10 protein-coding genes are annotated in these 13,410 nt (G+C 73.6%); 8 read left to right on the top strand and 2 right to left on the bottom strand.

Features of this window, described 5'->3' with window-relative positions; genetic code table 11:
• Nucleotides 1–21 precede the first annotated feature (21 nt).
• Both ACFY9E_RS36330 and ACFY9E_RS36325 read right to left on the bottom strand, forming a co-directional pair.
• Nucleotides 22–2,268, bottom strand: coding sequence for an oligosaccharide flippase family protein (locus tag ACFY9E_RS36330; RefSeq protein ID WP_390991933.1), 2,247 nt, complete (start codon nucleotides 2,266–2,268; stop codon nucleotides 22–24).
• Between the two features lie 7 nt (nucleotides 2,269–2,275).
• A complete protein-coding gene (locus tag ACFY9E_RS36325) occupies nucleotides 2,276–3,535 on the bottom strand; it encodes a DegT/DnrJ/EryC1/StrS family aminotransferase (RefSeq protein WP_390991865.1) in 1,260 nt (419 codons plus the stop codon).
• 309 nt (nucleotides 3,536–3,844) lie between these two features.
• Here ACFY9E_RS36325 and fahA point away from each other — a divergent pair, with 309 nt between their 5' ends.
• The 8 genes from fahA (at nucleotide 3,845) to ACFY9E_RS36285 (ending at nucleotide 13,372) form a co-directional block, all read left to right on the top strand.
• Complete coding sequence (gene fahA / locus ACFY9E_RS36320) at nucleotides 3,845–5,056, top strand: fumarylacetoacetase (RefSeq protein WP_390991862.1); 1,212 nt, start codon at nucleotides 3,845–3,847, stop codon at nucleotides 5,054–5,056.
• Nucleotides 5,057–5,262: 206 nt separating this feature from the next.
• On the top strand, nucleotides 5,263–6,201 hold the full coding sequence (locus ACFY9E_RS36315; RefSeq protein WP_283974150.1) for a M56 family metallopeptidase: 939 nt from the start codon (nucleotides 5,263–5,265) through the stop codon (nucleotides 6,199–6,201).
• A gap of 221 nt (nucleotides 6,202–6,422) precedes the next feature.
• Nucleotides 6,423–7,211: a UTRA domain-containing protein gene (locus ACFY9E_RS36310; protein WP_390991859.1), complete on the top strand. Its 789-nt coding sequence runs from the start codon at nucleotides 6,423–6,425 to the stop codon at nucleotides 7,209–7,211.
• 33 nt (nucleotides 7,212–7,244) lie between these two features.
• Nucleotides 7,245–7,472: a ferredoxin family protein gene (locus tag ACFY9E_RS36305; RefSeq protein WP_003992261.1), complete on the top strand. Its 228-nt coding sequence runs from the start codon at nucleotides 7,245–7,247 to the stop codon at nucleotides 7,470–7,472.
• Between the two features lie 30 nt (nucleotides 7,473–7,502).
• Complete coding sequence (locus ACFY9E_RS36300; RefSeq protein WP_390991856.1) at nucleotides 7,503–8,849, top strand: ABC transporter substrate-binding protein; 1,347 nt, start codon at nucleotides 7,503–7,505, stop codon at nucleotides 8,847–8,849.
• Entirely contained in the window at nucleotides 8,846–9,715 is an 870-nt protein-coding gene (locus ACFY9E_RS36295) for an ABC transporter permease subunit (RefSeq protein WP_390991853.1), read from the top strand. The genes ACFY9E_RS36300 and ACFY9E_RS36295 overlap by 4 nt, the downstream gene beginning before the upstream one ends.
• Entirely contained in the window at nucleotides 9,699–10,544 is an 846-nt protein-coding gene (locus ACFY9E_RS36290) for an ATP-binding cassette domain-containing protein (RefSeq protein ID WP_390991851.1), read from the top strand. Before ACFY9E_RS36295 ends, ACFY9E_RS36290 begins: the two co-directional genes overlap by 17 nt.
• 11 nt (nucleotides 10,545–10,555) lie before the next feature.
• Nucleotides 10,556–13,372 carry a fumarate reductase/succinate dehydrogenase flavoprotein subunit gene (locus tag ACFY9E_RS36285; protein ID WP_390991848.1) on the top strand — a complete coding sequence of 939 codons (2,817 nt, stop codon included), beginning with the start codon at nucleotides 10,556–10,558 and terminating at the stop codon, nucleotides 13,370–13,372.
• Nucleotides 13,373–13,410 lie beyond the last annotated feature (38 nt).

Genomic DNA, 13,410 nt, shown 5'->3' with positions numbered 1-13,410 from the left:
TCTGTTCGGCTCTGTGCTTGATCAGTGGTGGGGCCGGCCGCTCGGTGGTCCGTCGGCCGTTCGGTCGGCTGTGGAGGCCGCGGTGCGGGAGCGCGACCGGGCCGAGGCGGCGCGCTGGAGCAGCAGGAGCAGCACGAGGACGGCGAGCAGGGGCGGCGCGACCGGTGCGAGCGCATCACGCCACACCCAGCCGCCGACCGCAACGAGATACAGGACCCCCCAGCGCCCCGGCCACGGCAGCCGGCCGCCCGCGCTCGCGAGCAGCAGCCCCAGCGGCAGGAGACACATCACCTGGCAGACCGGCGGCGCCCAGCGCAGCAGCGGCTCGGGCCCGCCGAGCCCCACCGCCTCCGCCAGGAAGCCGGCCGTCTTCTCGTACAACGCCCCGTCCACCGGCCGCGGTTCCCGTCCGAGGGCGGCCGGTGCGGCGTGCAGGGCGAGCAGGGCGGCGACCAGCGCCGTGCCCGGCAGCCACGGGTCGCGCCGGGTGCTCAGCGTGACGGCGGCGACGAACACCACGAGCAGCAGGCCGCCCGCGGTGAGCGACGGCAGGGGCATGCCCTCCAGCAACCGACGTCCGGTCAGAGCCGCTTCGGAGGCGCCGTCCAGCCACGGCAGATCCCGCAGCGGTGCCCAGAAGAACACGGTGGCGACGGCGAGCAGACTCCACAGGGCGCCTCTCAGCCGCCGCTCCCGCGTCTCCTCGTCCGTGAACGGCTCTCCGGACGGGGCCGGTGGTTCCCGGGTCGGCCCCTCCGGCCGCACGATCAGCGCCAGCGTGTCCGCCTGCAGCGCCTCCCGCTCGTATCCGGGGCGCCCTATGAACAGCGTGACGGTGTCCTGGTCGCCGTCCCCGGGCTGGTAGGCGGCCCGGCGGGCCCAGGTGGTGCCGTACCCGGCGGTGGCGTTGAGTTTCGCCCAGTGGGTGCCGTAGGAAGGGTCGGCGGGTGGGCGGACGGCGGGTGCGCTGTCGTGGGGGCGCAGAGCCTTGCGCAGTCCAGCCGTGGCGACGACCGCGATCAGCGTCATGCTCAGCAGCACCGCCCACCCGGCGCCCGCGATCCCCGACGGCGTGAACAGCACGGCCGCGCTGCCCAGCACCAGGGCGCACATGGCCCCTTGGAGCGCGGCCAGCACTCCTGTGCGCCCCTGGACGCGCAGTACGCCGATGTACAGCTCCACCACGACCCGTGGCAGTGCGCCGAGGGCCAGCAGCCGCAGCACGGTCGAGCCGTGCTCGGCGTAGTCCGGGCTGAAGGGGGTGAGGATCTGCGGGGCGAAGACCACCAGGACCAGAACGACCGGGACCAGCAGCAGCGTCATGCGCCGCAGAGCGCCCCGCACACCGTCGGCGAGCTGGCGCGGGTCGTGCGAGGCGTGCGCGGTGAGGGACGAGGCCATGTTGATGGCCATGAACTCCATCGTGCCGCCGACGGTGTAGGCCACGTAGAAGTAGCCGTTCTCGGCGGCGCTGAAGCGGACCGCGACCATCACCGGCAGCAGGTTGATCATCGCCAGGCTGAACAGCGCGCCCAGCGAGTCCCCGGCCAGGAACCGGCCCATGTCCTTGAATCTCGGGGGCTCTTTGTCGCGGTCGGCCTCCGCCTGGCGCGGGATGAGCCGGCGGAAGATCAGCCAGCCCAGCGGCAGGGTGGAGAAGGCGATCGCGACCGCCCAGGACACGAAGATGCCGAGGACGGGCAGCGTGCCGGCGAACACGGCCAGGAGGGCCAGCTTCCCGACCGAGAACACCGCGTTCCCTGCGGGCACCCACTCCGCCTTGCGCAGCCCGGTGAGCACCCCGTCCTGGAGGGTGAGCAGCGCCCAGGCCACGCATGCCGCGACGAACACCGCCCCGGCCATGGGTGTGCCCAGAGGCGCGTAGGACGCCCCCCACGCGTCGAGCGTGAGCAGGAAGACGGCGGCCGCCAGCGCCACGATCAGCGAACTGGCCACGTACGTGCCCCACACCAGACGCCCGGTCTCCCGGCCCGCGCGCGGGACGAAACGGACGACGGCGCCGATCATCGTCGTGGCGGTGATGCTGGCGAGCAGCCGCATCGCGGCGATCGCGGCCGAGCCCTGGCCGACGGCCTCCTCCGAGTAGTAGCGGGCGGCCACCAGCCAGAATCCCAGGCCCAGTACGGCGGAGACGCCGGTGCTGAGCATGAGGAAGTAGGCGTTCTTGAACAGCGAGTCGTGGGTGTGGTCGGTGCCGGCAGGCTTCGGCCCGCCGCCGTCGGTGCGCGCGGCGGCGGGCTCGTGCACCTGGATCTCAGCCACGGGACTGTCCCAGCCCTCCCGGTGTCGGCTCGTTCCCCGGCAGTTCTCCCGGCGCCTGGACGGGGCGCGCCCCGGACCGCTCCAGCACCTCGACGACCGTCCGCGCCCGCAGCGGGTCCACGGGCAGCGCGTGCCGCGCGAACCAGCGGGCCGCCTCGGGCGCCGGTGAGGGGTCGGTGAACTCCGCACCGGCGTAGTCGTCCAGAGGCGGGTCGTAGAGGTAGCCGACGACGATGCCCTGCCGCGCCAGCGCCGCGATCGCCGCGTCCCGGTCCGCCACGAACAGCGGGACGCGGAACAACGGCTGCGTCGCCGAGCCGTCACGCGGCTTGGCCCAGGGCGTGGACAGCAGCAGTTCGGTGCCCGCCCGGCAGGCGTCCAGCACGTCGTCCAGCCGGTCGAGCCCTCGCCCGATGCGCCGCAGCCGCAGCCGGCCGGATTCCAGGCGGTAGTCGTGCATGTCGACGCGCACCCACGGGTGGTGGGCGTCGAGCCCGGGCGCCTCGCGGGCGGCGAGGGCGAGTTCGTCCGGGCGCAGCGGCATCCGGATCTCCTCACGGTCCGCCAGCCCCAGCAGCCGGATCGCGGCCCAGGCGGCGCGCCGCAGCCGCAGCCCGCGCACCGCCGCCTCCGCGTACGGCCGGATCAGATAGGCGAGTTCGGCGCTCGTCCGGCGCGGCGCGAGCAGTCCCGCGCAGGTCTTCTCCACCGCCTCCCGCAGCCCCGGATCGGCGAGCGAGAGCACGCCTCCGGCCTTGGCCCCGACGTGCTTGGACAAGCTGAACACGGAGGCCTCGCCCCACGCCCCGACCGGCCGGTCCCCCACCCGGCTGCCGATCGCGTGGGCCGCGTCCTCGAACAGCGGGATTCCCAGCGCGTCGCACTTCTGCCTCAGGCGCGGCGCCGGGTCCGGGTTGCCGTAGAGGTTCGTCGTGAGCACGGCCGAGACCGAGCCCCACACCTCGTCCGGCACGGCATCGATGTCGATGGACGCGTCGAGCGGGTTCAACGGCGCCTGCACCGGGCGCAGTCCTGCCGCGAGCACGACGAAGAAGATCACGTCGTCGTTGACCGGCGACATCAGCACCCGTCCGCCGGGCGGGCACCAGTGGCGCAGCGCCACGTACAGCCCGAAACGGCACGACGGTACGTACACACATTCCCGGCCGAGCCTGACGCGCATGGTCTCTTCCAGCCGCTTCGGCTGTGCACCATGCCGCACCGAACCCGGACCGGCCTCCCCTATGGCCATCCGCCCCCCAGATGTGCCGTGGGAAAGCCCCCTCCCCGAGGCCTTCCGGCACCCGCCCAGAGTCGCCCCGTTCGCACCGCTCCGTCAAGATTGCGTCGCGTCCTGTGGATAACTTCCGGCTCGTACGAATGTGCCGCCCCGTCCGGCGCGCCGGAGCCGCCCCGTCCGGTCCCACCCGGGCCACCTGCCCCGTTCGCCTCTTCGCGCCTCCTCGGACTCTGCCCAGGACCGGCGTGTCACCCGTAACGTGTGGCACGACCACGAACACGTGGCGACGACATGGCACACCCGAAAGCGAGGCAGCACCCGATGCCCCCCTTCGATGTCCCCGAGGGCGACCCCTTCGGCCCGCACAACCTGCCGTACGGCGTGTTCTCCCTCCCCGGCTCGTCCCACCGGACGGTGGGCGTCCGGCTGGGCGACCATGTGCTGGACGCGGGCGCGGCGGCCCACGCGCTCGGCTCGCCGTACGCCTCCCTGCTCGCGCAGCCGACCCTCAACCCGCTGCTGGCCGCGGGGCGCACGGCCTGGTCCGACGTGCGCCGGGCGCTGACCGCCTGGGTGACCGTGCCGTCCCACCGCGAGACCGTCGCACCCTTGTTCCACCCCCTGTCGTCGGTGACCCTGCACCTGCCCTTCGAGGTGGCGGACTACGTCGACTTCTACGCCTCCGAGAACCACGCCCGGAACGTCGGTCAGATCTTCCGCCCCGACGCCGAGGACTCCCTCACCCCCAACTGGAAGCACCTGCCGATCGGCTACCACGGCCGCTCCGGCACGGTCGTCGTCTCCGGCACGGAGGTCGCACGCCCCTCCGGCCAGCGCAAGGCCCCCACGGACGCCGCTCCCGTCTTCGGCCCGTCCGTCCGACTGGACATCGAGGCCGAGGTCGGTTTCGTCGTCGGCGTGCCCTCCCGGATGGGCGCGCCGGTGGCCCTCGCGGACTTCCGCGAGCACGTGTTCGGGCTGTGTCTCCTCAACGACTGGTCGGCCCGCGACATCCAGGCCTGGGAGTACGTCCCCCTCGGCCCGTTCCTCGGCAAGTCCTTCGCCACCTCGGTGTCGGCGTGGATCACCCCGCTGGACGCCCTGGAGGAGGCGCTCGTGGCGCCTCCGGCCCGGACGCACGAGCTGCTGCCCTACCTGGACGACGGCGACGAGGAACCCGGCGGCTACGACCTGCGGATCAGCGTCGCCGTCAACGGCCACGTCGTCTCCGAGCCGCCCTTCTCCACCATGTACTGGACGGCCGCCCAGCAGCTGGCCCACATGACCGTCAACGGCGCCTCCCTGCGCACCGGCGACCTGTACGGCTCCGGCACGGTCAGCGGCCCCACGGAACGGGAGCGCGGCTCCCTGCTGGAGCTGACCTGGAACGGCCGCGAGCCGCTCGAACTCCCCGACGGCAAGCGGACGTTCCTGGAGGACGGCGACGAGGTGACCCTCTCGGCCTGGGCGCCCGGGCCGAACGGCGTGCGGGTGGGACTGGGCGAGGTGACGGGGCGGGTGGTCCAGGGCTGACGCCCTGCGGCCGACGACTGCCCCTCCGGTCACTCTCGTTGCCGCTCGGCCCCTGACGCACACCGCCCGGCCCGTCATACTGGGCGCGGGGCGGTGTGCCCGCACGTGCGCCACGCTCGTCGTGGTCACCGGTGCGCCCGGCGACCGCCCTCCTCCGCACGACCCGTAGCCGCCCCTCTTCCGCCGAGGAACCGGAGCCCGTGGCCATGACCGTCTGCCTGCTCCTGCTGAGCGTCGTCGCCGTGACGGCCGCCGTCCCCGTCCCCCGTGCGCTGACCCGGGCCGCGTGGCCCGAACGGGAACCGGTGGTGGCGCTGTGGGTGTGGCAGTGCCTGGTCGCCACCGTCCTGCTGGCCTGCGTGACGGCGCTCTCCCTGGGCGCCGCCGCCGTCTTCGGCACGGTGCGCGCCCAGCTCTTCGCCCCGGCACCACCGGCGGTCACCGCCGCGTACGACCTGTCCACCGCCCCGCCGTGGGCCGCCGCCCTCACCCTGCTGCTGGCCTGCGGTGCCGCCTGGACGACCGCGATGCTCGCGCGGGAGCTCGTCGAGGCCCGCCGGCGCCGCGCCCGGGCCCGCGCCCACCTGCGCGAGCGCGCCCCCGACCTGCCGGCCGGCCTGCCCGCGGCGCGCGGTCCGCTGCTGGTCCTGGAGGACGAGTACCCGGACGCCTGGTGGATGCCCGGAAGCCCTCCCCAGCTGATCGTGACCACGGGCGCCCTGCACCGCCTCACCCGCCACCAGCTCGACGCCGTCCTCACCCACGAGCGGGGCCACGCCCGGGCCCGCCACGACTGGCTGCTGCACCTGTCCACCGCCCTGGCCACCGGCTTCCCCCGCATCCCGCTGTTCGCCCACTTCTGCGACCAGACCCACCGCCTGGTCGAACTGGCCGCCGACGACACGGCCTCCCGCCGCTGCGGCCACCTGACCACGGCCCTGGCCCTCATCGAGCTCAACCAGCACCGCGGCGTCCTGTCCTGCGCCTCCAGCCACCGCCTGCTGGGCGAGCGGGTCGACCGGCTCCTGGAACCGCCGCCCCGGCTGGGCCGCCGGCACCGGGCCCTGACCACCACGACGGCCGCGCTCGTGCCGCTGCTGCCCCTGCTGATCGCGTTCGCCCCGGGCCTGACGGCGCTGTCGTAGCCGGGTCGGCCCGGCGGTGGACGACTCTCGCTGCGGCGGCCGGCGCAGCCGCACCGGCCGGACGGTGGACGGCCGGCGCAGCCGCACCGGCCGGACGGTCGGTGGCGGATCTGGTCACGGGCCGGCCAAAAGGCCAGCTCACTCGTCGAACAGGTCACATTCCGGGTGGCGCAACATTCCCGCAACACCACTTTTCCTATCGGATAGGTATGGTCCGAGCCATGCCCAGTGACCGCATCCGAGACCACGCCGGACAGGGAGCCGCGACCACCGTCGCCGCCCACCGCGCGCGGCGACGGCTGCGCGCCGACCGGGCCCGGCAACTGGCCGACCCGCTCCGCCGGCTGCTGCTCACCGGCGCCTTCCCCGACGGCGTCCTCCCCCACGAGTCGACCCTCGCCACCGAGTACGGCGCCAGCCGCAACACGGTCCGCGAGGCGCTCGACCTGCTGCGGGCCGAGGGCCTCGTGGAGCGCCAGCCCGGCGTCGGCACCGTGGTCGTGGCCCACAAGTACCCCCACGGCCTCGACCGCCTGATGGGCCTCGCGGAAACCCTCCGCGAACACGGACAGGTCACCAACGAGGTCCGCACCATGGGCCCCGCCCCGGCACCCGCGCCGGTCGCCGACCGCCTCCGGCTCACGCCCGGCACCGACGTCCTCTACATCGAACGCCTGCGCAGGCTGGGCGGTCTGCCCCTGTCCCTCGACCTCACCTACATCCCCCTCGACATCGGCACCGAGCTGCTCGGCGCCGATCTGGAGAACACCGACGTCTTCCGCCTTCTGGAAGCCGTCACCGGCCGGCGCCTCGGCCACGCCGAGATCACCCTGGAAGCGGTCAGCGCGGACACCCACTCGGCCGCCGTGCTCGAGGCCCCGCGCGGCGCCGCCGTCCTCATGCTGGAACGCCTCACCCACCTCGCGGACGGCCGCCCGGTCGACCTGGAGTTCATCCGTTTCCGCGGCGACCGCATCACCATGAGCGGCCTGCTGCACCGGACCCAGTAGCCAACCCGCTCGCGCACACTCCTGGAGACAGCCATGCCCTTGGCGCCCCAGCGGGCCGACGTGCCCGTGACCATCGACGAGTCGAAGTGCATCGACGGCTGCACGCTCTGCGTGGACATGTGCCCGCTGGACTCCCTCGCCATCGACGAGCGCAACGGCAAGGCCTACATGCATGTCGACGAGTGCTGGTACTGCGGCCCGTGCGCGGCCCGCTGCCCCACCGGAGCCGTCACGGTCAACATGCCCTATCTGCTCCGGTGAGAGGCCCGAACCGTCATGTCCCGAACCACCATGCAACGCACAGCAGTCGCCATGTCCGCCGTCGTCCTCCTGCTCCCGCTCAGCGCCTGCGGCGGTGACGCCGAGGCGGGCAGCGGCTCCACGGTCACCGTCACCGTCGGCTACCAGTCCAGGACGATCAACACCGTCACGGCGGGCACCCTGCTCCGCTCCCTCGGCGCTTTCGAGAAGCAGCTGAACGCCCTGCACGACGGCGTCCACTACAAGGTGGACTGGCAGGACTACGCCACCGGCGCGCCCATCACCGCCCAGATGACCGCCGGGAAGATCGACATCGGCTCGATGGGTGACTTCCCGCTGCTCATCAACGCGGCCCGCGGCAAACAGCTGAACAACCCCACCCGCCTGGTGTCGGTCACCGGCTACAACCTGCGCGGCGGCCTCAACACCATCGTCACCGCCCCCGGTTCCGAGCTGACCTCCCTGAAGGACCTGAAGGGCAAGAAGGTCTCCACGAGCGTCGGCTCGGCCGCCGACGGCACTCTCGTACGGGCCCTGCAGCGCGCCGGCATCGACCCGGACAGCGGCATCGAGAAGCTCAACCAGCAGCCCTCCGTCGGCGCCTCCGCCCTCACGGCAGGCAGCACGGACGCGCTGTCCCAGTTCGTCGCCTGGCCGGGCCTGCTCGCCTTCCAGGGCAAGGCGAGGGCGATCTACGACGGCGCCCGGCTGAACCTGCCCACCTTCCACGGGGTCACCGCCCGCGAGGACTTCGCCGAGCGGCGCCCGGCCGTCCTGGAGGCGTTCCTGAAGGCCCAGGCGGAGGCGACCGACTACCTGAACGACCACCCGGTGGACGCCGCCGAGAAGGTCGCGAAGGCGACCGGCCTGCCCGCCGAGGTCGTCTACCTCTACAACGGCGATCACGGCATCGCCACCTTCGACCCGGCCATCAAGCCCCAGCTCGTCTCCGCGCTGAAGCAGGACGTGTCGATCCTGAAGTCGGCGAAGCTCACCGGCGACGTGGACGTCGACTCCTTCGTCGACGACCGGTACGTGAAGAAGGCCCTCGGACCGGCGGCGTACGCCAAGCACCTCGCCACGAAGCCCGCACCGGCCGCGAGCGAGGCATGGCCCAAGGGCGCCTCGAAGACCGTCACCTTCACCTCCCCCTCCCTGCTGCTGCGTTACGTGGCCGGGCACCGCGACGCCCTGCGCGCCGCCTACGTCCCCGACACCACCACCAGCACCCTCTGGTTCGCCGACAAGGCCGTGTGGGTGGCCGACGGCGACACGCTGCTGCCCTTCGTCACCCCCGACACCGCACAGGCGTACATCGCCGGGCACGGCGGAGCGCGGATCGTCTCGTACGCCGACGCCCTGGAGCGGGCCTCGTGAAGCGGTACGCGCTCCGTGTGGTGTCGCTGGCCGCCGCACTGGGCCTGTGGCAGGCGCTGACCAGCCTGAACATCGACCTGTGGCTGCGCTTCTCGCAGTTCCCGACGGTCACCGACGTGGCCCGGACCTTCGCCGCCCGGGTGGCGGGACCGGACTACTGGACGGATCTCACCGACAGCCTCACCCGGATCCTCACCGGCTTCCTGCTGGCCGCCGTCCTCGGCGTGGCCACGGGCGTGCTCGTGGCGCGCTCGCGCCTCGCCGAGGACCTGCTCGGCCCGGTGCTGGAGGTGATCCGCCCGATCCCGGCCATCGCCCTGGTCCCCGTCGCGATCCTGCTGTTCCCCTCCAACGAGCAGGGCATCGTCTTCATCACCTGCGCCGCCGCCTTCTTCCCGGTCCTGGTCTCCACCCGGCACGCGGTGCGCGCCCTGACGCCGGTGTGGGAGGAGGCGGTGCGCACGATGGGCGGCGGCCGGTGGCGGATCCTCGGCTCCGTGGTCCTGCCGGGAGCGCTGCCCGGCGTGTTCGGCGGTCTGTCCGTCGGCATCGGCGTCTCGTGGATCTGTGTGATCTCCGCCGAGATGATCTCCGGCCAGTACGGCGTGGGCTACCGCACGTGGCAGGACTACACCGTCGTCGACTACCCCGGTGTGTTCGTCGGCATGGTCACCATCGGCGTCCTCGGCTGGCTCACCTCCACCGCCGTGGAACTCCTGGGCCGCCGCCTCACCCGCTGGCTGCCGCGCACCGCGTACGTCCCCGGTGCCCGGCTGGACCGGTCCGTGAAGCGGGCACCGGCCGCCCCCGCCGCCGTCCCCGTCGGCGCCCGACCCGAGGAGGCACGCGATGAGCACCTCGTCTGAGACCGTGTCGAACACACCACCCGGGGCCGTCCCGGGCACCTCGCCCGAGAATGCCCTGACCACGTCGTCCGAGACCGCCGCCCCCGGCGCCCCGGTGCGCGGCACCCGGCTCGTCCTCACCCGCGCCTGCCTCGGCCGCCCCGGCGCGCCCGCCCTGAACGAGGTCGACCTGGACATCGCCCCCGGCGAGATCCTCACCGTCGTCGGCCCCTCGGGCTGCGGCAAGTCGACCCTGCTGCGCACCCTGGCCGGCCTGCTGCCGCCGCTCACCGGCGGGATCAGCCAGGACGGGCACCCGCTGGCCGGCCCCTCGGCCGACCGCGCCCTGGTCTTCCAGGAGGACGCCCTGCTGCCCTGGCGCACGCTGCGCGCCAACGTCGAACTCCCCCTCGCCATCCGCGGCGTGCCCCGCGCCGAACGCCGGGAGCAGGCCCAGGCCTGGCTGGAGCGGGTCGGACTCGGCTCGCAGGCACGGCAGTTGCCGCACCGGGCCTCCGGCGGGCAGCGCCAGCGCGTCCAGCTCGCCCGCGCCCTGGCCGGGCGCCCGCGCGCCGTCCTGATGGACGAGCCGTTCGGCGCGCTCGACGCGCAGACCCGCGCGGGCATGCAGGACCTGCTGGTGGAGGTGCTCCAGGGCACGGGCGCCACCGTCGTCTTCGTCACCCACGACGTGGACGAGGCCCTGTTCCTCGGCGACCGCGTGGCCCTGCTCGGCGCGGGCGGCCTCCTCGCCGTCCGGGACATCCCCCGCCCGCGCGACCGCGGCGCACACGACGACCCGGCGCGCGTGGCCCTGCGGCGCGACGTCCTCACCTCGCTCGGTACGTGAAAGGCACCCCGGTGACCACCTCCGTGAACCGCCCTGCGGACACCCCCCTGGCCGTCCCGTCGCTCGCCGACGCCGAGGAACTCACCTGCGACGTCCTCGTCGTCGGCGGCGGCACCGCCGGCACCATGGCCGCCCTGACCGCCGCCGAGCACGGCGCGAACGTGCTCCTCCTGGAGAAGGCCCACGTCCGCCACTCCGGCGCGCTCGCCATGGGCATGGACGGCGTCAACAACGCGGTCATCCCCGGCCGGGCCGAACCCGACGACTACGTCGCCGAGATCACCCGCGCCAACGACGGCATCGTCGACCAGTCCACCGTCCGCCAGACCGCCACCCGCGGTTTCGCCATGGTGCAGCGGCTGGAGTCCTACGGCGTGAAGTTCGAGAAGGACGAGCACGGCGACTACTCGGTGCGCCAGGTGCACCGCTCCGGCTCCTACGTGCTGCCGATGCCGGAGGGCAAGGACGTCAAGAAGGTGCTGTACCGGCAGCTGCGGCGGCGCGAGATGCGGGAGAGGATCCGCATCGAGAACCGGGTCATGCCGGTGCGTGTCCTCACCGCCGGCGGGCGGGCCGTGGGGGCGGCCGGCTTCAACACCCGCACCGGGCAGTTCGTCCAGGTCCGCGCGGGCGCGGTGATCCTCGCGACCGGCGCCTGCGGCCGACTCGGCCTGCCCGCCTCCGGTTACCTCTACGGCACCTACGAGAACCCCACCAACGCGGGCGACGGCTACGCCATGGCCTACCACGCGGGCGCCGAACTCACCGGCATCGAGTGCTTCCAGATCAACCCGCTGATCAAGGACTACAACGGCCCGGCCTGCGCCTACGTCGCCAACCCCTTCGGCGGCTACCAGGTGAACCGGCACGGCGAACGCTTCGTCGACTCCGACTACTGGTCGGGCCAGATGATGGCCGAGTTCGCCGCCGAGGTGGCGTCCGACCGCGGCCCCGTCTACCTGAAGCTGAGCCATCTCCCCGAGGAGTCGGTCTCGGCCCTGGAGACGATCCTGCACTCCACCGAGCGCCCCACCCGCGGCACCTTCCACTCCGGCCGCGGCCACGACTACCGCACCCACGACATCGAGATGCACATCTCCGAGATCGGCCTGTGCGGCGGCCACTCCGCCTCCGGCGTCCGCGTCGACGACCACGCCCGCACGACCGTGCCCCGGCTGTACGCGGCGGGCGACCTGGCCTGCGTCCCGCACAACTACATGATCGGCGCGTTCGTCTTCGGCGACCTGGCGGGAGCGGACGCGTCCCGGTACCGGGCGTACGCGGGCGAGTTGCCCGCGGACCAGCTCGCAGAGGCGCACGAGCTGATCTACCGCCCGCTGCGCAACCCCGACGGCCCCCCGCAGCCCCAGGTCGAATACAAGCTGCGCCGCTTCGTGAACGACTACGTGGCCCCGCCCAAGTCCGGCGCCCGGCTGTCGCTGGCCCTGGAGGCCTTCGAGCGGATGCACACCGACATCGCCGAGATGGGCGCCCGCACCGCGCACGAGCTGATGCGCTGCGCCGAGGTCACCTTCATCCGCGACTGCGCGGAGATGGCCGCGCGGTCCTCCCTGGCCCGTACGGAGTCCCGCTGGGGCCTCTACCACGACCGTCTCGACCACCCCCGGCGCGACGACGCGTCCTGGTTCCACCACCTCGATCTGCACAAGTCCCCCTCCGGTGCGATGGAGTTCACGGCCCGGCCCGTGGCTCCCTATCTCGTTCCGGTCGACGGCTTCGACCCGGTCGGCGGTCCCTCCCGCGCCCTCGGCGAGGTCCACGCCGAGGATGTGGCGACGGCCGGGTCACGGGATGTGGCGCCGGTCGCGGCCCGGGCGGGGGCGGCGGAACCGGAGCGGGCTTCGACGCCGCACGTCCCGCCCACCGCGCCGTCCGGCGAGCGGTCCGCCGCCCGTCTCCTCGAACTCGTCGCCCTCGCCGAGGAGGAGCCCGAACTCGACGCCCTTCAGCCGTACTTGAGCGATCCGGTGTCCGCCGTCCGCCGTGAGGCCGTCGCCGTACTCACCGAGACCCTGCCGCCGGGGACGGGCACCGCCCTCGCCGCCGCCCTGCGCGACACCGCCGCCGAGGTGCGTGCCGCCGCAGCAGCGTCACTGCGCGAGCTCGTCGAGACGCTCCCGGCCGAGCCCGACCTGCGTGACGGCCTCGCCGCCGCCCTGTCCGAGCCCGACCCGGTGGTCCGCGCCGCGGCCCTGGACGTCCTGCGTGCCTTGCGCCTGGGAGACCCCGCCTTGTTCGCGGTCTCCCTGGCCGACTCCGACATCGCCGTCCGTATCGAGGCCGTGCGCGCCCTCGTGTCGGTCGACGCCGCCGGCGAACTGGCCCGCGCTGCGGCCGGCGACCCGTCCCGCGAGGTCCGCGTGGCGATCGCCAAGGGCCTCGCGACGGTGGGTGCCGAGCGGCCGGCGCGTGACACCCCGGCCGCCGCCGATCCCGCCGCCGACGCGATCGAAGCGGCCCTCACCGGCCTCCTCGACGACCCCGATGCCCTGGTGCGGGCAGCGGCGTACGGAGCTCTGGGCACCACCGGCTGCCCGGCGCCCCTCACCGCACGCGCCGTGACCGCCCTGTCCGAGCCGGCCTGGCAGGTCCGGGCCGGAGCCGCCACGGCCCTGTCCGTCGCCGACCCCGATGTGGCCGTCCCGGCGCTCGCCAAGGCCCTGGCGGACCCCAACGCCGATGTCCGCAAGGCCGCCGTCCTGGCACTGACCCGGCACCGCGCCACCGCGGAGGCCCGGGCGGCCCTCGCCACGGCGACGACGGACTCCGACGCGGATGTCAGGGCGTACGCGGGACGGGCGCTGTGACCGGCCCGGCCGTCCGCCCCCGGTGACCTCGGCCGGAG

Origin of the sequence: Streptomyces sp. NPDC012466 (assembly GCF_042955215.1) — a bacterium.
Classification (GTDB): Bacteria; Actinomycetota; Actinomycetes; order Streptomycetales; family Streptomycetaceae; genus Streptomyces.
Note: the sequence above shows the minus strand (reverse complement) of the source record. Positions and strands in the feature narration are given on the sequence as shown.